This is a genomic window from Streptomyces sp. NPDC051218 (genome assembly GCF_044455475.1).
Taxonomy (GTDB): domain Bacteria; phylum Actinomycetota; class Actinomycetes; order Streptomycetales; family Streptomycetaceae; genus Streptomyces.
Genome location: NZ_JBITEU010000013.1, coordinates 69,322 through 94,005, shown reverse-complemented (window position 1 = coordinate 94,005; position 24,684 = coordinate 69,322). Strand labels below are relative to the sequence as shown.

General features: G+C 69.8%; 24 protein-coding genes. 15 read left to right on the top strand and 9 right to left on the bottom strand.

Annotated features, from left to right (window positions below):
* The first annotated feature begins 62 nt into the window (after positions 1-62).
* A complete protein-coding gene (locus ACIBCK_RS33955; protein ID WP_399396512.1) occupies positions 63-1,856 on the top strand; it encodes an alpha-L-fucosidase in 1,794 nt (597 codons plus the stop codon).
* 36 nt (positions 1,857-1,892) lie between these two features.
* Here the strand turns inward: ACIBCK_RS33955 and ACIBCK_RS33950 are convergent, their stop codons facing one another.
* Entirely contained in the window at positions 1,893-2,549 is a 657-nt protein-coding gene (locus tag ACIBCK_RS33950; protein ID WP_399396510.1) for a maleylpyruvate isomerase N-terminal domain-containing protein, read from the bottom strand.
* Between the two features lie 78 nt (positions 2,550-2,627).
* Positions 2,628-3,281: a YceI family protein gene (locus tag ACIBCK_RS33945; protein ID WP_399396509.1), complete on the bottom strand. Its 654-nt coding sequence runs from the start codon at positions 3,279-3,281 to the stop codon at positions 2,628-2,630.
* Between the two features lie 258 nt (positions 3,282-3,539).
* Here ACIBCK_RS33945 and ACIBCK_RS33940 point away from each other — a divergent pair, with 258 nt between their 5' ends.
* Positions 3,540-3,695, top strand: coding sequence for a DUF6131 family protein (locus ACIBCK_RS33940; RefSeq protein ID WP_367047933.1), 156 nt, complete (start codon positions 3,540-3,542; stop codon positions 3,693-3,695).
* A 186-nt stretch (positions 3,696-3,881) separates the two neighbouring features.
* Positions 3,882-5,093 carry an aromatic acid exporter family protein gene (locus ACIBCK_RS33935; RefSeq protein WP_399396506.1) on the top strand — a complete coding sequence of 404 codons (1,212 nt, stop codon included), beginning with the start codon at positions 3,882-3,884 and terminating at the stop codon, positions 5,091-5,093.
* 12 nt (positions 5,094-5,105) lie between these two features.
* Here ACIBCK_RS33935 and ACIBCK_RS33930 read toward each other — a convergent pair whose 3' ends face one another.
* Positions 5,106-5,234, bottom strand: coding sequence for an LPFR motif small protein (locus ACIBCK_RS33930; RefSeq protein ID WP_351165998.1), 129 nt, complete (start codon positions 5,232-5,234; stop codon positions 5,106-5,108).
* A gap of 205 nt (positions 5,235-5,439) precedes the next feature.
* Between ACIBCK_RS33930 and ACIBCK_RS33925 the strand changes: the two genes are divergently transcribed.
* Entirely contained in the window at positions 5,440-6,039 is a 600-nt protein-coding gene (locus ACIBCK_RS33925) for a flavodoxin family protein (protein ID WP_399396504.1), read from the top strand.
* 45 nt (positions 6,040-6,084) lie between these two features.
* Positions 6,085-7,338 carry a cation:proton antiporter gene (locus tag ACIBCK_RS33920; RefSeq protein ID WP_399396502.1) on the top strand — a complete coding sequence of 418 codons (1,254 nt, stop codon included), beginning with the start codon at positions 6,085-6,087 and terminating at the stop codon, positions 7,336-7,338.
* Positions 7,339-7,369: 31 nt separating this feature from the next.
* On the opposite strand, the gene ACIBCK_RS33915 is transcribed toward ACIBCK_RS33920, so the two are convergent.
* Positions 7,370-8,155, bottom strand: coding sequence for a restriction endonuclease (locus tag ACIBCK_RS33915; RefSeq protein ID WP_399396500.1), 786 nt, complete (start codon positions 8,153-8,155; stop codon positions 7,370-7,372).
* A 215-nt stretch (positions 8,156-8,370) separates the two neighbouring features.
* Here ACIBCK_RS33915 and ACIBCK_RS33910 point away from each other — a divergent pair, with 215 nt between their 5' ends.
* Positions 8,371-9,354, top strand: coding sequence for a Ku protein (locus ACIBCK_RS33910; protein ID WP_399396498.1), 984 nt, complete (start codon positions 8,371-8,373; stop codon positions 9,352-9,354).
* A 186-nt stretch (positions 9,355-9,540) separates the two neighbouring features.
* Entirely contained in the window at positions 9,541-10,038 is a 498-nt protein-coding gene (locus ACIBCK_RS33905) for a DinB family protein (protein WP_399396496.1), read from the top strand.
* Between the two features lie 92 nt (positions 10,039-10,130).
* On the opposite strand, the gene ACIBCK_RS33900 is transcribed toward ACIBCK_RS33905, so the two are convergent.
* A complete protein-coding gene (locus ACIBCK_RS33900) occupies positions 10,131-11,417 on the bottom strand; it encodes a phosphatase PAP2 family protein (RefSeq protein WP_399396688.1) in 1,287 nt (428 codons plus the stop codon).
* Between the two features lie 245 nt (positions 11,418-11,662).
* Positions 11,663-12,229: a TetR/AcrR family transcriptional regulator gene (locus tag ACIBCK_RS33895; protein ID WP_399396686.1), complete on the bottom strand. Its 567-nt coding sequence runs from the start codon at positions 12,227-12,229 to the stop codon at positions 11,663-11,665.
* Between the two features lie 244 nt (positions 12,230-12,473).
* Between ACIBCK_RS33895 and ACIBCK_RS33890 the strand changes: the two genes are divergently transcribed.
* From ACIBCK_RS33890 to ACIBCK_RS33880, 3 genes are all read left to right on the top strand, one after another.
* Positions 12,474-13,625 (top strand): FAD-dependent oxidoreductase, encoded by a 1,152-nt coding sequence (locus ACIBCK_RS33890; protein ID WP_399396494.1) that lies wholly within the window; start codon positions 12,474-12,476, stop codon positions 13,623-13,625.
* Positions 13,626-13,888: 263 nt separating this feature from the next.
* Complete coding sequence (locus tag ACIBCK_RS33885; protein ID WP_399396493.1) at positions 13,889-15,025, top strand: PQQ-dependent sugar dehydrogenase; 1,137 nt, start codon at positions 13,889-13,891, stop codon at positions 15,023-15,025.
* Positions 15,026-15,184: 159 nt separating this feature from the next.
* The gene (locus tag ACIBCK_RS33880; RefSeq protein WP_399396491.1) at positions 15,185-15,850 is read left to right on the top strand and encodes a histidine phosphatase family protein; all 666 of its coding nucleotides are present in this window, start codon (positions 15,185-15,187) and stop codon (positions 15,848-15,850) included.
* Positions 15,851-16,032: 182 nt separating this feature from the next.
* Here ACIBCK_RS33880 and ACIBCK_RS33875 read toward each other — a convergent pair whose 3' ends face one another.
* From ACIBCK_RS33875 to ACIBCK_RS33865, 3 genes are all read right to left on the bottom strand, one after another.
* On the bottom strand, positions 16,033-16,920 hold the full coding sequence (locus ACIBCK_RS33875; RefSeq protein ID WP_399396489.1) for a class I SAM-dependent methyltransferase: 888 nt from the start codon (positions 16,918-16,920) through the stop codon (positions 16,033-16,035).
* A 134-nt stretch (positions 16,921-17,054) separates the two neighbouring features.
* Positions 17,055-17,633 carry a helix-turn-helix domain-containing protein gene (locus tag ACIBCK_RS33870; RefSeq protein ID WP_399396487.1) on the bottom strand — a complete coding sequence of 193 codons (579 nt, stop codon included), beginning with the start codon at positions 17,631-17,633 and terminating at the stop codon, positions 17,055-17,057.
* 225 nt (positions 17,634-17,858) lie between these two features.
* Positions 17,859-18,491, bottom strand: a complete 633-nt coding sequence (locus ACIBCK_RS33865) for an RNA polymerase sigma factor (RefSeq protein ID WP_399396486.1) — start codon at positions 18,489-18,491, stop codon at positions 17,859-17,861.
* Between the two features lie 140 nt (positions 18,492-18,631).
* Here ACIBCK_RS33865 and ACIBCK_RS33860 point away from each other — a divergent pair, with 140 nt between their 5' ends.
* From ACIBCK_RS33860 to ACIBCK_RS33840, 5 genes are all read left to right on the top strand, one after another.
* On the top strand, positions 18,632-19,672 hold the full coding sequence (locus tag ACIBCK_RS33860; RefSeq protein WP_399396484.1) for a MerR family transcriptional regulator: 1,041 nt from the start codon (positions 18,632-18,634) through the stop codon (positions 19,670-19,672).
* 163 nt (positions 19,673-19,835) lie between these two features.
* Positions 19,836-21,083 (top strand): NAD(P)/FAD-dependent oxidoreductase, encoded by a 1,248-nt coding sequence (locus ACIBCK_RS33855; RefSeq protein ID WP_399396482.1) that lies wholly within the window; start codon positions 19,836-19,838, stop codon positions 21,081-21,083.
* 40 nt (positions 21,084-21,123) lie between these two features.
* Positions 21,124-22,383, top strand: a complete 1,260-nt coding sequence (locus tag ACIBCK_RS33850) for a lycopene cyclase family protein (protein ID WP_399396684.1) — start codon at positions 21,124-21,126, stop codon at positions 22,381-22,383.
* Positions 22,380-23,132: a class I SAM-dependent methyltransferase gene (locus tag ACIBCK_RS33845; RefSeq protein ID WP_399396480.1), complete on the top strand. Its 753-nt coding sequence runs from the start codon at positions 22,380-22,382 to the stop codon at positions 23,130-23,132. The genes ACIBCK_RS33850 and ACIBCK_RS33845 overlap by 4 nt, the downstream gene beginning before the upstream one ends.
* The gene (locus ACIBCK_RS33840) at positions 23,129-24,682 is read left to right on the top strand and encodes an FAD-dependent oxidoreductase (RefSeq protein WP_399396478.1); all 1,554 of its coding nucleotides are present in this window, start codon (positions 23,129-23,131) and stop codon (positions 24,680-24,682) included. The genes ACIBCK_RS33845 and ACIBCK_RS33840 overlap by 4 nt, the downstream gene beginning before the upstream one ends.
* The last annotated feature ends 2 nt before the right edge of the window (positions 24,683-24,684 follow it).

Here is a 24,684-nt window from a genome sequence, read left to right as displayed (position 1 = left end):
CGCCCGAACTGGCTCTTAACGTCGGATGAATCAACTAGGGGCAGTTGTAGAGGAGATTCGTGATGCGCAAGGTGATCGGCGTCGTGCTCGCGCTCCTGCTCGCTGTCGTCGCCGACGTCGGAGCGGCAGCGGCCACCCCTCCCGCCGCGGCCACCCCTCCCACAGCGGTCACCACGCAGGCGGACCGTCCCATCGGCCCCCGCCCGCAAGGCATCCCCGGCGAGATCGAGACCAGCGACGACAAGGACCTCGCGGCCTGGCAGCGGCTCCAGTACGGGATGTTCATCCACTGGGGCCTGTTCTCCGAACTGGGCGGCGTGTGGAAGGGGAAACCGGTCACCAAGGGCTACAGCGAACAGATCCAGATGTGGGCGGACATCTCCGAGAAGGAATACCTCGAAGTGGCCGAGCGGTTCAGGCCCGACCGGTTCGACCCGGCGGAGATCTGCTCCCTGGCGAAGCAGGCGGGGATGCGCTACGTGGTCATCACCAGCAAGCACCACGACGGTTTCTCCATGTTCGACACCGGCACCACGGACTACGACGTCGTCGACGCCACTCCGTACGGCAAAGACCCGCTCAAGGCGCTCGCGGACGAATGCCGAAGCCAGGGACTGAAGTTCGGCTTCTACTTCTCACTCGTCGACTGGCACCAGGGCCACGACTTCGACGGCGACAACAACAATCCGATCCCCGCCTCGATGGAACCCGTCATCGAGGGGCAGCTCCGTGAGTTGATGACCGGTTACGGGGACATCGCCGAGGTGTGGTTCGACATGTCGTCGCCCACCGCGGCCCAGAGCGAGAAATTCACCGGGATCGTCCGTGAACTCCAGCCGAAGGCGGCGGTCAACAGCCGGGTGTGGAACAACAAGGGCGACTTCCGGACGCTCGGCGACAACGAAATCCCCACGGTGGCGCTCGACGGCGCCTGGCAGACTCCCGCGTCCATCTACCACGAGACCTGGGGCTACCGCAGCTGGCAGAAGCGTGAGGATCTGCCGGGCAAGGTGAAGGACTTGGTCGGCGGCCTCACCGGAGTGCGCGCACGCGGCGGCAACTACCTCCTCAACATCGGCCCGCGAGGGGACGGTTCGGTCGTGGAGTTCGAGGCCGACGTGCTGCGTGGCATGGGCGCCTGGTTGAAGCGCCACCCCGACGCCGTACTCGGTGCTTCTGCCACCCGCTTCGGCGGCCGGCCGTGGGGCGAGGTCACCGTCAACGACCGCGATCTGTTTCTCCACGTGAGTCAGTGGCCGACGTCCGGTGAACTCCGGCTGCCGGGCCTTGCCACCTCCGTACGCGATGTCCGTGAGGACGGCTCGAAGGACCGGCTCGCGTGGCGCTGGGACGGCGACGACCTCGTCGTGAAGCTGCCCGAGCGCCCGCACGACGACGTGCTCCCCGTCGTGAAGGTCGAACTCGGCGGCGAACTCCGGATCATCCCGGAGCGCACGGTCGCCATCGGCCAGGACAAGGAGACCGTGCTGGACCCGGACGACATCGAGCACGGCTACAGCTACGCCGACAACGGCAGCTACTACAGCACCCGCCGGACCACGGTGCGGCACACCGCCTACCTCACGGCCGACCGCACCGAAAGGCTCTCGGTGGCGGTCCGCGGAGAGGCACGGCCTGAGGCGCTCTACCGGGTCCAGGTCGGCAAGCACACCAGGCTGGTGAAGGGGGCGGACCTGACTGACCGTGCCGTCGGACCCTTCTCCGTACGCGCTGGAAAGGTGACCCCCGTGACCATCACCCTGGCGGCTCCGGAGCACGCGGGGGAGGAACTCGGCCTGCGAATCGACGCGTTGACGGTCGAACCCGCCGAGCACCCGACGCAGAAATCCAATTGACGTCGTAGAGACTCCCGTTCGGCCGCCCGGTGACGATCAGCCGAGCACGACCGGGAGTTTCGCGGCCAGGCCGCCCAGCGCGGACTTCTCCGCGTCGGTCGGTCCGCGCCGGCCCGTGCCGACCAGCAGTGCGTCCGCGTCGGAGAAGGAGGCGGGGAAGGCGGCGCCGACGATCTCCTCCAGCATCTCGCGGCACCGGGCGAGCCCTTCCACGGGAGGACCGGCCACCCCCGGAAGGTGCGCGATCAGGTCGAGGTGGTGCAGCGTCCACTCCATGACGTACGTGGTGAGGTAGTCGCCCGTGGTGAGAACCTCGTCGCGCGTGCTCACCCGGGCGGCGGTGTCGGCGAGCCCGGCGGCCCGGCCCGCGGCCGAACCGAGGTCGTCGAGGTGGAACTTGAGCAGCCAGGGCTCCTCGTACGCGGCGGCGAGCCGGACGGTCAGCGCGTCGAGCGGATCCTCGCCGGTCGGCGGCGTCGCGGTGACGTCCCAGTAGGTCAGCGCGTCGCGGGTCGGCTCCGCGTCGGCCGGCGTCGCGAGGGTGATCAGTACGTCCTGGGCGTCGATCACCAGGTGGCACACCAGGTCCCGCACGAGCCAGCCCGCGCAGCCGGAGGGCTGCGCGAAGGCCTCGTCGGGGAGTTCGGCGACCGCAGTGCGCAAGGCTGTCCAGGAGCGCGAGAAGAGATCCACGGCGCCAAGGTAGTGCGGCGCGGCCAACGGGGACAAGCACTCCCGCCGCACTCCCGTCGCGGGGCCCGCGGCACTTCCTCACTCCAGCGGCGTGGCCCGGATCGCGGAGATGTCGAACTGCAGCCGCACCTTCTCGCTCACCATGGCGCCGCCCGTCTCCAGACGCTGGTTGTAGACGAGGCCCCAGTCCGTGCGGTCGATGGTGGTGGTGCCGTCGAAGCCGGCCCTCTCGAAGCCGAACGGGTCCACGACCGATCCGAGATAGTCCAGCTGCAGCTCCACGGGCCTGGCGACGCCGCGGATGGTCAGCTCCCCGGCCATACGGAAGGTCTCCCCGCCCTCGTGGACGGTGGAGGTGCTGCGGAACGACATCTCCGGGTGGCGGCGCGCGTCGAAGAAGTCCCCGCCGACGAGGTGTGCGTCCCGCTGTTCCACGCCCGTGTCGACGCTGTCCACCCGGATGACGATCTCGGCCCGCGACTCGGAGGGCCGGGCTCCGTCGAAGTACAGCGTGCTGTCGTAGTCCCCGAAGGCGCCTCGCACGGTCGTGACCATCGCGTGCCGCACGGAGAATCCGATGCGGCTGTGCGGGCGGTCGATCGTCCACTCCCCGGTCAGCGCGCGCAGCGCCGGGTCGAGTGCGGCACCGGTGGTGGCAGAGAAAGGCGTGTGGTGGCCGACCGCCGGTACCGGCTCGAGGGTCGGGGTCTGGCGACGGCTGAAGATACCCATGATGTCGCGTCGTCTCCTTCGGAATTGATCACTCCGTGTTATCACGCCAAAGGCAGGTGCCCCTCAGCGAGATGAGGGGTCTCGTCCGGGTTCGACGCGGCGGGCTGGAAAGATGCACAAGATCGGCACGGATGTGGATGCACGGTTCGCTGGCCCGGGGTCACACACCGTCACCCGGCTCGAATAGTCCGGCGCCGAGGCTGTCATCCGCATTCAAAAGGTGCATACTTGAAATAATTCTGAGGGTCGGAGGCGCAAATGATCGCACTCGGAATCATCCTGCTCATCATCGGCCTATTGGCCGGTATCTCCATCCTGTGGACCATCGGCGTCATCCTCGTCGTCGTCGGTGTGATCCTGTGGGTTCTCGGATCCGTGGGCCACGCGGTGGGCGGGCGAAAGCATTATTGGTAGGCGCGGCGGAACCGCATGACCCCGCAGACGCGACAGGCCTGACGTCTCGCGTCAGGCCTGGCGTTTGCGGTGGTAACGGTTCCGCGATGTGCCCTGCGGGCCCTTCGGCCCGAAGTCCGCATGCGGATGGCTCCTCCGGGTAGCAGGCTGAACTCGATCACCTGCTGGACGGAACGGAGTCGGTGTATGGCCGGCAAGGACGGCGGGCAGCGGACGGAAGCCGCAGCCCAGGGGCGGTTGGACCGTGTGCGCCAGTGGTGGGGGCGAGCCCGGGACACAGCGGGCTACGAACGCCACACCCTGCTCCTGGTCGTCAAGAGCACATTGGCCGCGACGCTGTCCTGGGTGGTCTCGTACTACCTCCTGAACGCGCCGTCACCGGCGTTCGCGCCGTTCTCCGCGGTGTTGATCATGCAGGTGACGGTGTACCAGTCCCTCCTGCAGTCGTTGCGCTATCTGGGCGCGGTGGCTGTCGGCGTGGCGATGGTGGCGGGCCTGGGGTTCCTGGGCGGCCCCGACCTGCTCACGTTCGTCCTGGTCGCCCTGGTGGGCCTGTCCATCGGACGGTGGCCCGCGCTCGGCTCGCAGGGATCACAGGTCGCCACCGCGGCGTTCTTCGCCTTCTCCACCTACGCCGCCGCCACGTCCGCCTCTCAGAAGATCACCCAGCTCGGGGAGATCATCCTGCTCGTCCTCATCGGCTGTGGCATCGGGGTCATCGTCAACGTCACGGTGGCCCCGCCGATGCGTTACCGCAGCGCCGAGTACGGGATCCGAACACTCTCCACCGCCCTGGGCGGGCTGGTGAGCGACATGTATCCGGCGCTGCGCGAGGGCGAACTCGACGAGGAGCGCTGCAGCCAGTGGCGTCGGCGGGCCGAGCAGACCGGAGGCCTGATCACCCAGGCCCGGGAAGGTTTCCGTACGGCCGAGGAGAGCCTCTATTTCAACCCGCGCCGCCTGCTGCGCAGGCATCGGGGCCGGGCTTCGTTCGAGGGGTACGGCGCTGTGCTCGGAGCCCTCGAACGCTCGCTGTACCAAGTGGCGTCACTGACGCGCAGCCTGCATCAGTGGCAGGAAGAGGAAGGGGGCCGGCACGACGACCGGGCCTTCCTCGACGACTACTCCGACTTCCTGGAATCCCTGGCGAAGATCGCTCAGGTCCTCGGAGAGCTGGACGAGGACACCCTCATCGAGCAGGCCCGGCAGTTGTGTCAGCTGGCCGACGAGGCCCAGGGGTGCTGCCAGAAGGTGACCGACGGAGCGAGCCGGGCCGGCCTTCCGCTGGCCGACCCGACTCGTCCGTACGGAGTCCTTGTCGTGGAATCCACCCGGCTCATGGAGGAATTCCAGCACTCCTGCGACGTGCTGCAGAAGCACGTCGACCAAGAGCTGTGAAGGACCCTGCTGTCAGTGGTGGCCATGGGCGCTGGAGGAAGCTCCGCCGAACAGTCGCGCGACGGCGCGGAAGGGGAGCGTCACCACCGTGGCAATGGCTCCACCGATGGCTCGGAGTACATCTGCAATGGCCTTCAGCATGAGGGACCTCCAAAGAACGTCTTTACTGGCCGGGCGTCAGTTCGTTAACTGCTGCACAGCTTCTTGACTACCGGTTGCCCTGCGAACGACGACGAAAACATGGGCCGCTTACCTGCGTTTTTCTTCCCAGGTGCTTGATTAGGGTTGATCCAATCGGGAACGCCTTGCAGGGATACGACCCGGTCACTGACGAATGGAGCTCCGCATGCGCGCGTTGTCCTTGGTATGCACCCTGAATTCTTCGCCCACCTCATCCAGCAGCCACACACTGTCCGACCAGGTGATGGCGGAATTCGAGAAGCTGGGCGTCGAGGTCGAGACGGTCCGGGTGGCCGATCACGACGTACGCCCTGGTGTAGCCGTCGACCTGGGCAACGGCGACGCCTGGCCCGCGCTGCGCGAGAAGGTGCTGGCCGCCGACATCCTGCTGCTGGCCACGCCGATCTGGCTCGGCCACCCGTCGAGTGTCTGTCAGCGGGTCCTGGAGCGTCTGAACGCGGACATGTCGGAGACCGACGACGCGGGCCGGCCCCTCATGTACGGGAAGGTCGCGGCGCTGGCCGTGGTCGGCAACGAGGACGGCGCCCACAACGTGAGCGCGGACGTCTTCCAGGCCTGCAACGACCTCGGCTTCTCGCTGGCGCCCTACGCGGTCACCTACTGGGTGGGCGAGGCGAAGCAGGGCACCGACTACCAGGATCTGGACGAGACGCCCGAGGCCGTCGCCTCCACCACGCACGCCCTCGCGGTCAACGCCCACCACCTGGCCGAGCAGCTCGCCCGGCAGCCCTACCCGGCACCCTGACGAGCTCTCCACGAGGACAGGGGCCGGTAGATGGACGTGAGCTAGATGGACGTGAGCGCGGCGGACGTCGGCTACGCCTGCATGGGGATCGGCGCCCTGCTGGCCGCGGTGCTGCCGAGGCTGGTGGCGCGCCAGCCCATGTCCATGCCGATGGTCTTCCTGGCCGTCGGATTCCTCGTCTACCTGCTTCCGACCGGGCTCCCCGACCTCGATCCCTACGAGCACAGGGCATGGCTGGAGCACCTCACCGAGGTGTGCGTCATCGTGGCCCTGATGGGCGCGGGTCTCGCGATCAACCGGCCGTTCGGCCGACGCTCCTGGTCCACCGCGTGGCGCCTGCTCGGCATCACGATGCCCCTGACCGTCGTGGCCACCGCGCTGGTCGCCTGGGGCCTGGTGGGCTGGCCGCCGGCCGTCGCGCTGCTCCTGGGCGCCGTGCTCGCGCCGACCGACCCCGTCCTCGCGGCGGAAGTACGGGTCGGCGAGCCCACCGACGCCGAGAACGACGAGGACGAGGTGCGCTTCGCCCTCACCGGGGAAGCGGGTCTCAACGACGGGCTCGCCTTCCCCCTGGTCCTGGCCGCGCTCGCCATGTTCGCCGCCTCGGAAACGGGCTGGTCAGGCGAGTGGGTGGGCCACTGGCTGTGGAGCGACGTGCTCGTGCGCGTCACGGTCGGCGTGGCGGTCGGCCTGCTGGTCGGCCGGCTGCTCGGGTGGATGTTCTTCCGGGCCGGCTGGGAGGCGCTGCGGCTGTCCGAGCACCGGGAGGGTTTCGTCGCGCTCGCGGCGACCTTCGTCTCGTACGGCCTCACGGAAGTGCTGCACGGCTATGGCTTCCTCGCCGTGTTCACGACGGCCTGCGCGATCCGGGCCGCCGAACGCGCCCATGGCTACCAGCTGGTGATGCACACGTTCATGGAACAGGTGGAGAGGCTCCTCACGGCGGGGGTGCTGCTCCTCATCGGAGGGTTCATCGCCTGCGGCGGGCTCTCCGCACTCTCCTGGAGCAGCGCGGTGACGGCCGTGCTGGTGCTCCTCGTGATCCGTCCGCTGACCGGGTGGATCGCCCAGCTGCGGGGGAGGACGACGCCGGGGGAACGCGCGGTGACCTCCTTCTTCGGCATCCGCGGGATCGGTTCCGTGTTCTACCTCGCGTACGCCTTGGGGGAAGGGGATCTCCGGGCGTATCAGGAGGAGTTGTGGGCGGTGGTGACGTTCATCGTGCTGCTGTCGGTGATGGTGCACGGGGCCGCGGCCTCGCCCGTGCTCAGACGCCTGGACAGGGTCGGCTTCCGCTGACGCCGCGGCGGGCCGGCGCGCCGCTCCCCGGTCAGGCCTCGACGGCCGCCCCCACCTCCCAGGGACTCGGACCGGTGCCGTCGAGCCAGGCATGCAGCTCTTCGCCGTTCACGCACACGATGCCGCACTGCTCGGCGTACTCCAGGGCGGGCGCGGTGAAGTCGCTCGTCGTGACGAGCGCCGCGATGTCGGCGTCGTGGACGGTGAAACAGGTGCCGCCGAAGCGCTGCAGATCCTGCGAGCCGACCTTGTTGTCGTCGCCGTAGCGCTTGCACTGGATGACGACGCGGAGCCCGTCGGAGGTGACCGCTATGACGTCCGCGCCCAAGTCGCAGGCGCCGCCCACCACTTCCACCTCCCGGCAGGCGTCGCGGGCGCACAGGTCGGCTATCGCGTGCTCGAAACCGTCGGGGTCCAGTTCGGTGTAATCATCCGCAGGAGCGAGCGCGACGGTGGTCTCCTCACCGTCCAACACCGCTTCCGCGGGGGCCTGTTCTGCGGGGTCCCGTTCCGCAGTGGCCCGTTCTGCAGTGGCCTGTTCGGCCACCTCCTCCAGCGCTTCGGCGGCATGGCGCGCGTATCTGGCCGCGGAGAAGCGGCGCCACCTGGAACGGCACAGATACGCGGCCCCGATGCCCACCGCGATGACGGAGGCGGCCCACGCGGGGCGGCTCTCGATGATCTCCGCCGCGGTGCGGACCACGAAGGCCAGGACACACAGGATGATCGCCAGCAGCGCGAAGAACAAGGCAGTCGCACGGAGATTGAAGCGCCGCTCACGGTCCATACGTTGAACCGGGCGCGAGGGTACGGTCATTGCACTCCCTTACGGAGAACGGCAGGAAAGATCACTCGTCTCCGTGTGCCCAAGATCAACGAACTCAAGATCGTTTTGCTGCGATGACTGTCCTGGTGCGATGACTGTTCCGGCCCGGCGGCTGCTCCGGCGGGCCGCCCGCGGGTGCGCTCCACGTGCCGCCCGGCGGAGTCACTCCTAGGCTGGTGTCCTCGGGGCTGTCACGGAGGTACCGCATGCCCCGACCCGTCTGGTCAGGCGCGATCTCGTTCGGCCTGGTCACGATCCCGATCAAGGTTCTGCCGGCCACGGAGAACCACAGCATCAGCTTCCACCAGTACCACCTGGAGGACATGGGTCGGGTGCGCACCCGGAAGATCTGCGATCTCGACGGCAAGCAGCTCACGAACGCCGAGATCGGCAAGGGTTTCGAGGTCAGCAAGGACACCATCGTCGCGGTCACCGACGACGAACTGGACGAGATGCCGCTCCCGACCGCGAAGGCGATCGAGATCGCCGGCTTCGTGCCCTACGAGTCGATCGATCCGATCCGGATCGGCGAGGGGTACTACCTCCAGGCCGACGGGCAGGTCGCGAACAAGCCCTACACGCTCCTTCGCAAGGCCCTGGAGCGGAACAGCAAGGCCGCCGTCGCCAAGTTCGCGTGGCACGGGCGTGAGCGTCTGGGCCTGCTGCGCGTGCAGGACGACGTCATCGTGCTGCACGCCATGAAGTGGGACGACGAAGTGCGCGATCCGCAGGAGCTGGCCCCCAAGGCGATGGACCTGGACGACGACGAGATCGACCGGGCGATCCTTCTCATCGACTCCATGACCACGGACGGCATCGGGGGCCAGGACTGGGCCACCGACCGCTACACGGAAGCCCTTGAGCAGGTCATCGAGGCGAAGGCCGAGGGCAAGCAGCCGCCCAAGCCGGACGAGTCACAAGCTCCGGCCGGGCAGGTTCTCGACCTGATGGACGCACTCCAGGAGTCCGTACAGAAGGCCAAGTCGGCCCGCGGTGAGACCGGCAAGGACGCCACGGTCCACGAGTTGCCGAAGAAGAAGTCGGCGGCCAAGAAGGCCACGAAGAAGACGGCGGCCAAGAGCGCCCCGGCGAAGAAGTCCGTCGGCAAGAAGGCGGCAGGCACGAAGACCACCGCCAAGAAGGCGACCGAAAAGAAGACGGCCGCGAGAAAGCCACGGCGTACTGCCTGAGCGAGCCGCCTGTTCCTCTGCGGGCGGCTGTCCGCGAGGCTCCCCCTGGTCGGCACCCGATAATGCGGATCTGCAATTTTTATTGCGAGAGTGAAGTGGCGGTGTCGATCCTGTCGGGAACATCTCCGGCGTCGAAGGTGCGCGTCGAACCGCACCCGGCGCGTCTGCCGACGAAGGGACACTCCGATGCCGATGCCGATGCCGATGCCGATGACCGACAACGGCCCTCCGCGGGCCGGCGCCGACGAGAAGGCGACTCTGCGCGGCTTCCTCGACTATCTGCGCGACTCGATCGCGGACAAGGCCGCGGGGGTGCCCGAACCGCAGGTCCGGACGGCCGGTGTGCCCTCGGGCACCAGCCTTCTGGGGCTGCTCAAGCATCTGGCGTGCGTCGAACGGTTCTACTTCCTCGGTGAGGACACCGAGGACTGGCCCGCGAGCATGCGGCCGTCCGCGGAGGACTCCCTCGACGGCGTGCTCGCCGACTACCGGAAGACCGTCGCGCGAGCGAACCAGGTCATCGACGCCTGCCCTGACCTGACACTTCCCGCCCCGCGACCCCCGCGCCGAGGGGCTGCGCCATCCATGCGCTGGGTCCTGGTGCACATGATCGAGGAGACCGGCCGGCACGCCGGCCACGCCGACATCCTCCGAGAGCGGATCGACGGGTCCACGGGCCGCTGACCCGAGCGGCGGGCCTGATGGAGGCCCAGGGGCTCCGCTTCCCGGCCTGATCGGATCCGGGAAGCGGTCAGCCCCACCTCATGCGCCGTGCCTCAGACCAGTTCGGGTTGCGGTTCCGGTTGAGGCGCCGGAACGGTCTTCGGCTCCCACAATTTGGTGGTCCGCACATAGCCCTGGACCACCGAGATCATCGCCAGCACGAGAAGTGGTCCGAATATCCACGGGTGCCTGGCCATCTGCATCGGCAGAAAGCGGAAGGACACCAGGAGAAGTGTGAACACCGTCGTGCCGTAAGCGACCAGCAGGATTGCCGACCTGTCCCAGCCACGGTCCAGCGAGCGCAGCGCCGCGTCGATGGTGAACGCGAAGACGACGCCGGCGATGATGTCCACGCCGTAGTGGTAGCCGAATCCCAGCGTCGCGCCGAGGGTGGCCACCAGCCAGAAGACGCCCGCATAGCGCAGGACCCGTGGGCCCTTCCGAGAATGAATGAAGATCGTCGTGGCCCACGCCGTATGCAGGCTCGGCATGCAGTTGCGCGGAGTGATCTCGTCGAACGGCATCGACTGGGGGACGCTGATCGACGGCACCGTGTGCGGCCACAGGTTCGCGATCGCCCACTGCTCGCCACCGGTACCGAAGGCACCATCCCCGTAGGTGAAGATCGGGCCGACCACCGGGAAGATCATGTAGATGGCCGGTCCCAGCAGGCCGATGACCAGAAACGTACGGACGAGATGGTGGCCGGGGAAGCGCCGCTCGGTCGCCACGTTGCGCAACTGGTACAGCGCGACGATGACCGCGGCCACCGCGAGCTGGATGTACACGTAGTCGAGCACGTGCTCGCCGACCGGACCCGTCGCCGAGACCAGCCGGCCCACCAGCCACGAGGGGTTGCCCAGCGCGTGATCGGCCGTGGCCACGTACTGATCGAGCACCGCGGGGCGGGTCTTGGACGTGATGAGCAGCCAGGTGTCACCCGTCTTGCGGCCCGCGACCAGGAGCAGACTCAGCCCGACGCCCTTCAGGAGCAGGACACGTTCCTGGCCGGTGCGGCGCGTGACCGCGATGACCGCGCAGCCGAGGATCACCCACAACGCGCCGTTGCCGAACATCATGTCGGCGCCGAGAGGCCAGCGCACCAAGAAGAAGACGACATCGATGCCGACCGCGATCCCCATCGCGATGAACCGTTGCCGCCAGGTGAACACGACCATCATCAACGCCATGCCGGCGTAGAGCAGCGGCCCCGACTTCGGGGCGAAGATCACCTCTCGCGCCTGGTTGGTGATCGGTCCCGCCACGCCGTAGTGGCGCGCGGCGATCTCCAGCGCGACGAGGAACCCGAGGGCGATCACGGCCGCCGCGGTCCACAGCATCGCCCGCGGCCTGCGCCACGCGGCGAGCACTGTTCGGAGGTCTATTCGCGAGGAATTTCGCGATGCTATAGGTATCAATTCTTTTGGCCGATTTGTTAGTTGTGGTTAATGGCTCACTCTTCGTGCTGGATGGCGTGCTTTTCTGGTGATGTATGAGCGATCGGGGCACTCGTCGTGAGTTCGATCATGTTAGCGGAGCATTGCGGGTGGGTTTCGCCCCTTGGAACACCAGGAGTTCGGAAAACTCAGGCAAGGGAGTCCCAACCGTTCTCCAGCAACTCGAAGGCGCGGATGACGACCTGGCGGGGGTGGTCGTGACCGTGGGCGGCGCGCGGCGCTTCGAGGGCGAAGTGGGCCAGCGCGGCGCAGGCTGGATCGTCGGCCGGTCGGCCGCTTTCCTCGGCGATGGCCCTGGCCAGGGCGGAGCTGTGGCGCAGCCACATGTTCTGGACGTAGTCACGCAGGGCCGGGGTGGTGTTGACCAGGTCGGCGAAGGCGGTGAATCGGGCGTCGCTGTCCGCGGACGCCATGCGGTGGCGCAGCGCGTGCTCCCGTAGTGCCGCGGGGATGGACCGGCCCCGGGGTCGGTCACGCACGGCGGTGAGCAGGAGGGTTTCCTGAGCGGCGTCCTCGTCGAAGACGAGGGCCTCCTTGACCGGGAAGTGCTTGAACAGCGTGGTGGTGGACACGTCCGCGGCGTCCGCGATCTCGCGGATGCCGACATCGTCGTACCCGCGCTCCAGGAACAGCCGCAGGGCCGCATCCGCGATGGCCTGGCGGGTGGCGGCCTTCTTGCGCTCGCGGCGCCCCATCGGTGTCTTCGACGGTGCCTCTGCCGGAGTCTCCGGAGGGGCTTGCGGGCGGTCTTCCGCGGGAGCCTGCGCAAGGGCGCCGGTCTCGGTATCGGTCATGCCCTGACTCTACCGCTTCGGTTGCTCAGTTTCAAAAGTTGAGTCGTTGCACTTATTGAGTTGGTGTGCTCTTCTGGGCTTGCGGCCCGCAAGGTGCAGCCGCCCGTGTGCAGCCGCCGCTGCGCAGCCCGAATGGAGCACCACCATGAACACCACGTCCGAACCCCGCATCGCCATCATCGGCGCCGGTCCAGGCGGCCTGACCTGCGCCCGCGTCCTGCAGGAGCACGGCATTGCCGCCACGGTCCACGAGGGCGACGCCTCCCGTACCGCCCGAGACCAGGGCGGCACCCTGGACATGCATCCCCACTCCGGCCAGCACGCCCTGCGCGCGGCCGGTCTGCTGGACGACTTCCTGGCCCAGGCCCGCCCCGAGGGTCAGCAGATGCGGCTGATCGGTCGCGACGGCCGGGTCCTGTTCGACGCGCTTCCGCCCGAGGGCGACGCCACCGAGGGCAATCCCGAGATCGACCGAGGTCAGTTGCGCGACCTCCTCCTCGCCTCCCTCGACCCGGGCACGGTGCGCTGGGGACGCAGGCTCGCCCGCGTCGAACCCCTCGGTGACGGCACCCATCGACTGCACTTCGCCGACGGCACGGTCACGGAAGCCGACCTCGTCATCGGGGCCGATGGCGCCTGGTCCAGGGTGCGTCGACTGCTGTCGGACGCCACTCCGGTCTACACCGGCGTCACCTTCGTCGAGATCGGCCTCGACGACGCCGACCGCCGTCACCCCGCCCTCGCCGAACTCACCGGCGACGGAACGATGATGGCCCTCGACGACAACCAGGGCTTCGTCGCCCAGCGCAACAGCGGTGGACACATCCGCGTCTACGTCGGCATGCGCACCGACGAGCACTGGCACCGGAAAGCCGGCCTCGACCTCGCCGACACCACCGCCCTACGGCGCGCCCTGCTCCGCGAGTTCACCGGCTGGAGCCCCGACCTGCTCGGCTTCATCACCGGCACCGACACGGGCTACACCAACCGCCCCCTGTACGCCCTGCCCGTCCCGCACACGTGGCCGCACACGCCCGGCCTCAGCCTCGTCGGCGACGCCGCCCACCTGATGTCCCCTATCTCCGGTATGGGTGCCAACCTCGCCATGCTCGACGGCGCCGACCTCGCCCACGCCCTCGTCGACCACCCCGCCATCGACCAGGCGATCACCGCGTACGAGAAGATCCTCCTGCCGCGCTCCGTCGAGGCCGCCGAAGGTGCGGCGGAGGGCATCGACGGCGCCTTCGCGCCCGACAGCGCCGCGCAGACCCTCGCCCACATGACGCAGCGCCCCTGAGGCACCTGAGGCCACGGTGATCTGAGACCACGGTCAACGGCGGGAACGTTCGAAGGCGGGAACGGTCAGGGCGGGAACTGCCAACTGCCGTAGATGCGCGGCGTCTTGGTCTATACCAACAACCGTCGTCCCAGTATCCTCATGCGTGGCCAGTAGCACACCATCCCCCCACCCAGGTTGCGTGCTGGCGCGGGCGACACCCCACCGAACTCTGCCCCCAGCAGCCGGGTGACCTCCCCTTCGCCGCCTCCAGGAGGATCACGGTGAACGTTCGCACCAGAAGCTCGGCGATCATCGGCACCATCTGCCTCATAGCCTCTCTCGCCTTGGCCACCGCGTCCGCCGACGAGCCCGCATCCCCGCGGCAGGCCCCGACGGTGGCGCTCAAGAAGGTGACCACGGCCACGAACCCGACCGCCGGCACCGCCGGTCCCGGCGGCACGGTCTGGCTGGCCGAACGGGCCGGAACCGTACGGGTGCTGGGCCCTCAAGGGCTCGGCAAGCCCGTCCTCGACATCTCCAAGGAGACCACCACCGACGGCGAACGCGGTCTCCTCGGCATCGCGTTCGACAAGAAGTTCGCGCACTTCTACATCTCGTTCACGAACCTCGAAGGCACCAGCACCGTGGACGAGTTCGCGGTGCGCCACGGCAAGCTCCGGCCCGAGACCCGGCGCACCGTCCTCACACAGACACAGCCGTACCCGAACCACAACGGCGGCGACATCAAGATTGGCCCCGACGGCTATCTCTACATCGCGTTCGGCGACGGCGGCTCGGGCGGAGACCCGCACGGCAACGGGCAGAACCTCGACACCCTGCTCGGCAAGCTGCTGCGGATCGACCCGAGGGGCGGCGAGCCGTACGCGATCCCGCAGGACAACCCGTTCGTCGACGACCCCAAGGCCAGGGACGAGATCTGGGCGTACGGGCTGCGTAACCCCTGGCGGTTCTCCTTCGACGCGGGCACGGGCGACCTGCTGATCGGTGACGTCGGGCAGAGCGCGTGGGAGGAGATCGACTGGGCCCCGGCGGACAGCAAGGGCGGCGAGAACTACGGCTGGTCCCAGATGGAGGGCACCCACCCCTTCCGGGACGGCACGGAACCCGCGAACCACGTGCCGCCGGTCCACGAATACGACCGCACCGGCCTCGGCTGCTCGGTGACCGGCGGATACGTCTACCGCGGCAAGGCGATCCCCGACCTCAAGGGCCAGTACGTCTTCAGTGACTATTGCGACGGCACGGTCCGCGCCCTGCAGATGGAGAACGGCAAGGTGACGGGCGTGAACGACCTCGGAGTGAACGGCGGCGAGGTCATCTCGTTCGTACAGGGCGGCAACGGCGAGCTGTACGTGCTCGACATAGGCGGCAGCGTCTACCGCATCGTCCCCGCGTAACGACGGCTGGTACGTGCCGCGACCCGAGGCGGAGGGCTGCGGAAGGCTCTGGTGCGCAGACGCTCCGGTGCGGAGACGGACGGCACTGGTGGCAGAGTGGAAGAGATTGTTCCCTCTTTGCCCCTTGCTCCGTCTCCGCCCAGGGAAGGTAGTTTCCGCATGCGTCTGCTGCTCATACGCCATGGTCAGACCCCGTCCAACCTCAAGCACCTCTTGGACACCGGGGCGCCGGGCCCGGGGCTGACGCCGCTGGGGCAGGACCAGGCGGCGGCGGTTCCGGAGGCGCTGGCGGCGGAGAAGATCGACGCCCTGTACGTGTCCACGCTGCTGCGCACCCAGCTGACCGCGGCGCCCCTCGCCGCGGAGAGGGGTCTCGAACCCCGCATCCGGGACGGCATCCGGGAGCTGATCGCCGGGGACCTGGAGATGCGGGGCGACGACGAGGCCGCCACCCTCTACATGGGCACCGCCTTCGCCTGGTCCGGCGGCGACACCGAGCGCAGGATGCCCGGCGGTGAGAACGGCGTGGAGGCCTTGGGGCGCTTCGACGCCGTCGTCGCAGAGGCCGCCGCGACGGGTGCGGGGACGGTGGCGTTGGTCAGCCACGGTGCCGTGATCCGTACCTGGGTGGCGGCCCGTGCGGAGAACGTCGACGTGGCGTACGCGGCGGGTCACCCGCTGCGGAACACCGGCGTGGTGATCCTCGAAGGCTCGCCCGACCAGGGCTGGCGCGCCCTGGTGTGGGAGGGGCGCCCGCTCGGCCCCGAAGGAGAGTCGCCCGAGGACAGCGGCCCGGCGGGAGAGGTCACCATTCCGGTGGCGTGAGCCGCACGGCACCCTCGCTCGCAGATGCCTGCTCCAGATACCCGCAGATGCCTGCTCAGGAGGCGCTGCGGTGCGGGTGCTCGTACGGTGGCCGCATGCGTTCCCGAGGACGCTGTGGGTGGGCCCGTTTCCGTTCGCACGTGACGGGCCCACCCTTCTCGTGTCCGGGGGAGTGGCGTACGTCAGGAGCGCCGAGCGGCCCACACGCTGCGTTCGGTGCGGACCGCGAGGTCGTCGCGGCGCAGGACGCTGAGCGGGCCGTCGGTGTCGAGAAGTCGGTCGAGCGAGCCGAGGTCCTCCGCGGAGAGGGCGTGAGCGGCGCCGGCGCGCAGACGCTGCAGGCTGCTGAGCGCGTAGCGGCCGACCGCGCTGTCGCGGGAGCCGTCGACGTTCACGGTGATGACGCGTTCGCCCTCGACGGTGAACCCGGCGGCCGCCAGCTTGGGGCCCCAGTCGGCGCCGCGGTGCGACACGTGCTCGGCGGCGTGGTGCGCGAGGGCGGCATGGCAGCGCTCCTCCAGGCCGGGCCGGTCCGCCGGGGCGTCGGCGGGCAGGAAGCGCGGGAAGCCGGCCAGCTCGACGACGGCGAAAAGGCCGCCGGGCGCGAGCAGCTCGTACACCTTGCGCAGGGCGCGGTCGGGGTCGGCCATGTGGTGCAGCGACGCCGACGCCCACACCATCTCGGGCCGGCCGAGGTCCGGCCAGTCCGCGTCGAGATCGGCCGACACCGTGCGCACCCGGTCGGCCAGACCGAGCTCGTCGGCCTTCGCGCGCAGGCGGCTCAGATGGTCGTCCGACGCGTCAACGGCGACGACCTCCGTCCCGGGGAAGCGTGTGAGCAGGGCGAACGTACCCGCTCCGGTCCCACATCCCAGGTCCACGACGCGGGACGGCGCCTTCTCGACGGGCAGCCAGGCCGTGATCGACGCGATGTGCTCGGAGAGCACCTCCGCGTCCAGATCGAGGATCTCCGCCTGCCTGCCGACGTCCGGCTCATGCTGGGGGGTGTGGTCGGCGCCGTGGTGGCCTGTGCCCGTGTGCGTGTGCGTGTGTGTGGAAGCGTGGGTCATGTCGGCGACGCTAGGTCGGTCATGCCGTCGAGGCATCATGAATCCCAGGGTGCGCAAGAAGGTGGCGCGCCACACTGCCGCAGAGGCAACCGACGGGCACGTCATCGGCGCGTCACCGGCGATCGACGGCCGTCTCATCCGCTCTTGTTCTCGTCCTCTCGCTGATGACCGCGGCGGGCGTCGCGGTCGAAGATGCCCAGGATCTCGCACGGTCCGCCTTCGGCGCCGATGGCGTGGGGGAGCATCGTGGGAAACTCCGCCGCCTGGTTGGTCTCGATGCGCAGGCGCCGGTTGCCCAGCAGTAGGACCGCGGTGCCGGACAACACGACGAGCCACTCACGGCCGGGGTGCGCGCGCATGCGTGCGGGGTTGTCGGGCGGCGGGTTCGTCATCCGTTGGCGTACGACGCTCATGCCTGGCTCCGCCTTGATCGGCCAGCGCATGAGTCCATGGGCTCCGTCGATCGCCGGGCTGGTGATGACATCGTCGGTGGCCGTCTCGACGAGCTGGTCCAAGGAGGTGTCCAGGGCTCGGGCGAGGGTGACGAGCTGGTCGAGGGCCAGGCGACGCTGACCGTTCTCGATGCGGCTGAGCGTCGACTGGCTGACCGAGGCGCGGGTTGCCAGCTCCTCCAGGGACCAGCCCTGCGCCACCCGAAGGGCCCGGATCCGCTTGCGCACGAGGCTGTCCATCTCGCCATTGTCTTGCGTCATGGGCAACATCGTATGCCTACCTCGCAAGGCACGCCTATCGTCGCGGGAACCGCAGCCGCCCGGCGCCCTCAGCCGTACGTCGGCCAAGGAGACGGGCCCGCGGTCGAAGAGCCCGTCGCGCATCCGTTCCTGACCTCCGAGGCGAAGAGGAAGCAGAGTCGCAAAGCCGCCTGGATGTGAGGAGCCCGCACCATGGACCAGCGTCGGTCGAAGGCGGGGGTGCGCCTACGCGGTCGACTCCTCGGCGCGCCCCGACTCGATCCCGTGCCGCAACTGATGCAGACCACGCCGGGAGTGACTCTTCACGGTGCCCAGGGGCATCCCGGTCCGCTCGGCGATCTGGGCATGCGTCAGGTCGTCGTAGAACGCCATGCACAACACCTCGCGCTGGTGCCGGGGCAACCGGGACAGGGCATCCGCCAGAAGCACCCGGTCCAGGACGGCATCCGACACGCGCTCCTCAGGGGGTTGCGGGTCGGCGAAGTGGGCCACCGAGTCGATCAGCGTGAGGCGCCTCGTCCTGGCCGCCAGCGCGTCGATGATCTTCCGGCGCGTGATGCCCACGAGCCAGGCGCCGAGGGACCCGCGTTCCGGATGGAAACCGTCCCGTCCGCGCCAGGCGCCGAGGAACACCTGCTGGGTGACGTCCTCGGCTTCGTAGGTGTCGCCGAGCGAGCGAGCGGCCATGGTATGGACGAGCGGGCCCCAGTGCCGGTAGGTCGCGGCGAAGGCGTTCTCGTCCGCGGCGCGCAGGCCACGGGCCAGATCGTCCTCGTACAGCCTCTTCTCCGCACTCGGTGTGCGCACCCCCGTGCTCAGTGGCGGGCGGACACCGGCGGATCGCGTGTACGTGCTCATGGCTCTGCTCCTCCTGCCGTGCGTCCCGTGTGAGGGCGGAAGGCCTTCTGCGGACCCCCGAGGCGTGCGGCGTGCGTGCTGCGGCGGGGTCTGTGGCCCAGTGTTGTGAGCCGAAAACGACGCAACAACTTGCGTCGCTTATGCGTCGTAAGGTGGGAGACGTGAGCCTGACGGGAGACGACCGGGGCGAGGACACACGGCGCGTCGGCAGGCTGACCACCGGTGAACTGGCGAGGCGGCTGGGGGTGGCGCCCACCACCATCCGTTCGTGGGACAGCCGCTACGGCCTGGGGCCCTCGGTGCGTACCGGTGGACGTCATCGCCGCTGGACCGCCGTGGACGTGGCGCGGCTGGAGCGGATGTGCGCGCTCACGGCGACGGGTCTGCCCCCTGCCGAAGCCGCCCGTCTGGTGCTCGGCGAGGCGAGCCCGGCGGTGTCGGAGAGCCTTGCCGAGCCCTCTGCCGGTGCCCCCGCCGGTGCCGCCCCCGTACCGCGGGTCGCGAACCGGCAACGCAGCCGGGCCCGGACAGGTTTTCAACTCGGCGATGTGCGCCAGGAGTGCAGGGGAGTCGCTCGCGCGGCCCTGCGACTCGACGCCGCCGCGCTCGACGAGTTGTTGGGGGCGGCCATCGAAGAACACGGCCTGGTCGCCGCCTGGACAGAGGTGATCATGCCCACGCTGCAGGCGGTCGGCCGCAAATGGGAGAGCTCGGGGGAGCGGTACGTCGAAGTCGAGCACTTCCTGTCCTGGCACATCTCCGGCGCGCTGCGACGCCACGCACCGCCCGTGGCCGCCGGCCGCCCCGGCGCTGTCACGGTCCTGGCCTGTGTGCCCGCGGAGAATCACACGCTGCCGCTCGAGGTACTGGCCGCCGCCCTAGCCGAACGATCCCTCCCTGTGCGGATGTTCGGCGGCGCGCTGCCCGTCGAGTCACTGGTCGAGGCGGTACGCAGGACCGGGCCGGTCGCCGTGGGGCTCTGGTCGCAGTCCCGTACCACCGCGAGCCGGCCGCTGGCCCAGCACGTGGCTTCGATGGAGTGGGGTGTGCGCGGCGCACGCAGGAAGCCGGTCGTCCTGCTCCTCGGGCCCGGCTGGGCCGGGCAGAGCGCGCCGGGGGTCCAGCATCCGCTGAGCCTGGCCCAGGCGGTCATGGCGGTGGAATCGGTCGCGCTCAGGTGATGGTTTGTCGTCCGTCGGGGCCCGGGTCGCAGTGGCGCCTGGCCCGGCCGGGCGGAACGTGCTCGGGTGGACGTGGTGTTCGCCCCATTCTGTCGCGTGGGCCGACACCAAGCCCGCCAGGCACGGGGATTCGCGTCCGAGAAGACAGCCAGGGAAGAAGCAGATGACCAGTCAGCCCCGTGGGATCGTGGACACCGTCGTCGTCGGAGCGGGCCTCGCCGGCCTTGCGTGCGCCCTGGACCTGCAGCACGCCGGACGGCGTGTGGCGTTGCTGGAGGCGTCGGACGGCGTGGGCGGCCGGATGCGCACCGACCGCCGGGACGGGTTTCTCCTCGACCGCGGCTTCCAGGTGTTCAACACCTCCTACCCCCAGGTGAAACGGCGTCTGGACCTGCGCAGTCTCCAGTTGAGGCCGTTCACCCCGGGCCTCATCGCCCACACCTCGACAGGCCCCGTACGTCTCGCGGATCCGACCCGGCAGCCGAAGGCCGCACGGACACTGCTGCCCGGGAGGGTGCTTCCGGCCCGTGACCTGGCGGCCCTGGGCGCGCTGACCGCCCGTGACGCCCTGCTGCCCGCCGGGTTCCTCAAGCGGCGCCGGGACCGCTCCACGGCCACCGCTCTGGCCGATGCCGGGGTGTCGGCCGAGAGCGTCGACGAAATCCTGCGGCCGTTCCTGTCCGGCGTGTTCCTGGAGGACCGCCTCGAGACCTCCGCCCGCTTCTTCCATCTGGTCTGGCGCAGCATGGTCAGAGGAACGCTCTGCCTGCCGTCCGACGGAATCGGCGCCGTGCCGGCTCAGCTGGCCAACGGGCTTGATGACGGTGTCCTTTCGCTGGAGACGCCCGTCGCCGCGGTCACCGATGCGGGGGTGCTTCTGACGGACGGCCGTGAACTCCCGGCCAGGTCCGTCGTCGTGGCCACGGACGCGGCGTCGGCGGCCGGCCTGCTGCCCGGCCTTGCCGTACCGGACGGCCGCACGGTGACCACGTACTACCACGCGGCTCCGCGCACGCCGCTGCCGGAGCCGACCTTGCTGGTCGACAGCACTGGTGCGGTGCTCAACACCTGTGTGCTGACGGAGGCCGCGCCCACCTACGCGCCCCCTGGCACCGCGCTGATCTCCAGCTCCGTGCTCGGCGCGCACACGCTGGGAGTCGAGGAGGCCGTGCTGCGGCGCCTGGCCGAGTTGTACGGGACCGACACGAGCGAGTGGCGGCAGGTCGCCGTGTACACCGTCGAAGGAGCCCTGCCCGTGATGGAACCCCCGTGGCCGCTGAGCCGCACCACGCGCTTCGCGCCGGGCCGTTACGTCTGTGGGGACCACCGGGCGACCGGGTCCGTCCAGGGCGCCCTGTCATCGGGGACGCGGGCCGCCAGGGAGGTGCTGAGTGACCAGGCGCGTGCCTGAGGGCGACCGGGCCGAACGCGAGCCTCGGACGGCGCTTCACGTGAGCCGCGCCGCCGAGCCCGCCGACCACACGTCGGATGTGGTCATCGTCGGCGGCGGCGCGTCCGGCCTGAGCCTCGCCCACCAGTTGGCAGCGGCCGGCCGCCTCGACTTCACCCTGGTGGAGGCGCCGGACGGCCCGCGGCGACCGCCCGAGCGGACCTGGTGCTACTGGGACCAGAACACCGGCGGGTCCCAGGCCACGGGGGACGAACAGGACACTGGCGACCTTCAGGAAGCAGTCTCCGCGTCCTGGTCCCGGCTGCGCATCCACCCGACCGACGGCCGCCCGGTCACCGTCGACCCGTCCCCGCTGCGTTACCGCATGCTCCGGTCCGCCGAGTTCGAACGGCTGGTGTACTCCGGGCTCGCACGCTCCTCCGGCGCGCACGTCCTGCGCGCGACGGCCGACACGGTGCGCGACACGGCTGACGGCGCGGAGGTCCGCTGCACCACACCCGAAGGCCGGGCGCTGACCCTGCGCGCCCGCCACGTGTTCGACTCGCGGCCACGTCCGCTGCTGCCGCCCGCCCGGACCGAACTGATGCAGCACTTCCGCGGCTGGTTCGTGCGGACGGACACGGACCGGTTCGACCCGACGGTCGCCGATCTGATGGACTTCAGGGTGCCGCAGCCGCAGCACGGGCTCGCCTTCGGCTACGTGCTGCCGCTGTCGCCGAACCAAGCCCTCGTCGAGTACACCGAGTTCTCCCGTACGCCGCTGACCACCGAGGCCTACGACGCGGCACTGACCCGCTACAGCCGCGACGTGCTCGAACTCGGCGCCCACACCGTGGAATCGGCGGAGCAGGGCGTCATCCCCATGACGGACGGCCACTTCACCCGCAGGGTCGGGAGATCCGTCTTCCGGATCGGCGCCGCGGGCGGTGCCACGCGCCCTGCGACCGGCTACACCTTCGCCGCCGTACAGCGGCAGAGCCGGGCCATCGCCGCCGCCCTGCGCGATGGCCACGCGCGTGTGCCACCACCGCACGGGCGCAGGGCACTCGCCATGGACGCCGTGCTGCTGCGGGCCCTGGACACCGGGCGGGTCGACGGCCCCGACTTCTTCACCCGCCTGTTCCGCCGCGTCCCGACCGAACGCCTGCTGAGATTCCTCGACGGCGACACCTCTGTGCGGGAGGAGTGGACCATCGGCCTGCGCACCCCGATCGGCCCCATGCTCCGCACCGCTGTCGAAGTCCCCTTCCTTCCCCGCCGTGCCCGCCCCGCCCCACGAATCGGAGAGAGCCACCGATGACACTGCTGCGCGACCACGACCTGGCACGCGCCTTCGACCACGCGGCGCGCACCTACGACAGCCTCACGGCACTCAACCCCGGCTACCGCACGGACCTCCTGCGTTCGGCACGCCGCCTCCAACTGCCGCACGGCGGCGCCGGGCTCCGCATCCTCGACCTCGGATGCGGCACCGGAAGCTCCACCCGGGCCCTCCTGCGGGCCGCGCCCCACGCCCGCATCACGGCAGTCGACGCCTCCGCGGGAATGCTGCGCCGCGCGCTGGCCAAACCATGGCCGGGCCACGTCCGCTTCCAGCACCTCACCGCGGAGGAGGTGGCCCTCAGGGAAGAGGAGCCGTACGACGCGGTGTTCGCCGCCTACCCGTTCCGCAACGTCACCGACCCGGACGGCCTGCTCGCGGCCGTCCGGACGATGCTGCGACCGGGCGGGCGGCTCGCCGTCCACGAGTACAGCCTCAGCGGATCGGCCGCGCATCGTGCGCTGTGGACAGCCGTCTGCCAGGGGGTGATCGTGCCCGCGGGCACACTCAGCGGGGACCGTGCCCTCTACCGTCACCTGTGGCGAAGCGTCCTCGACTTCGACACCGCACCCGCCTTCACCGCGCGTCTGACGGATGCGGGGTTCACCGGCGTGCGCGTCGCTCCCGTAGCCGGATGGCAGACCGGCATCGTGCACACCTTCCTCGCCCGCAACGCCTCACAGGGCGCAGAGGGCACAGAGAGCACGGCAGTTGGGGGAGCCGCGTGAGCGCCCGGCAGCCTGCCGCCCGGCGAGGCCGTGACCGCAAGGCCGAGCTGCTGCGGCCCGCCCCCGGCCGTAACCGCTTCGAGCGCGACGACGCACCGAGCGTCGCCGTGGTCGGCGGAGGCATCGCCGGACTGGCCGCGGCCACGTTGCTGGCCGAACGTGGCGCCCGCGTGACCCTCTACGAACAGCGGGAATCACTCGGCGGCCGGCTCGCCGGCTGGCGCACCCGCCTGGCCGACGGCTCCGAGACCACCATGAGCCGCGGCTTCCACGCCTTCTTCCGCCAGTACTACAACCTGCGCGGACTACTGCGCAGGACCGACCCCGCCCTCGACCGGCTCCGGCCGCTGCCCGACTACCCCCTGCGGCACAGCGGCGGGATGACGGACAGCTTCGCCCGCGTCCCGCGCACACCGCCCTTCAGCGCGCTCGGGTTTGTCGCTCGAAGCCCCACCTTCGGCTGGCGCGACCTCACCGCCATGGATGCCAGGGCGGCACTGCCCCTCCTCGACGTCCGCGTGCCCCACGTGCACGAGCGTTTCGACTCGATGAGCGCGACGCGCTTCCTGGAGAGCGTGCGTTTCCCCGAAGCCGCCCACCACCTGGCCTTCGAGGTGTTCTCCCGCAGCTTCTTCGCCGACCCGCGCGAACTGTCCGCCGCGGAGCTCCTGTTGATGTTCCACATCTACTTCCTCGGCTCCTCCGAGGGCCTGCTCTTCGACGTGCCCACAGAGCCCTTCCCGCAGGCTCTGTGGAATCCGCTCGGCGACTACGTGCAGCGCCACGGGACGGACATCCGCACCGGCACACCCGTCCGTGAGGTCCACGCCGACGGTGACAGGGGAGTCGAGGTGCGGACCGACACCGCCGCCCACCCGTACGAAGCGGCCGTCCTCGCCCTCGACCCCGGAGCTCTGCGCGGCCTCGTCGCCGCCTCGCCCGGCCTCGGCACCCCAGCCTGGCGTGAGGACGTCGCCACCCTGCGCACCGCGCCGCCCTTCCTCGTCTCCCGGCTGTGGCTGGACCGCCCGGTCCGAGCCGACCGCCCCGGTTTCCTCGGCACCAGCGGTTACGACGGCCTCGACAACATCAGCGTCCTGGAACGCTACGAAGGCGAGGCAGCCCGCTGGGCCACCCGGACCGGCGGGTCGGTCGTGGAACTGCACGGATACGCCGTCGCCGCCGGCACGCCACAGGACAGCGCGCAGAAACGTCTCCTGGACAGCCTGCGCCGGATCTACCCCGAGACCCGCCCGGCCCGCATCGTGGACGCCCGGCACGAATGGCGGGCCGACTGCCCGCACTTCCCGGTCGGCTCCTATGCCCGGCGGCCCACGGTGCGCACTCCCCACCCGCGCGTGACGCTTGCCGGTGACGCGATCCGCTGTGACCTGCCCGTGGCCCTCATGGAGCGCGCCGCTACCACCGGCTTCCTGGCGGCCGGAGCTCTCCTTGCCGACTGGGGTGTCAGGGGGCAAGCACTGTGGACGGTTCCCCGGGCGGGGCGCTCCCCGGTCCTGCGGGCGCTCGGCAAGCTGGCGAGGCGCTGACG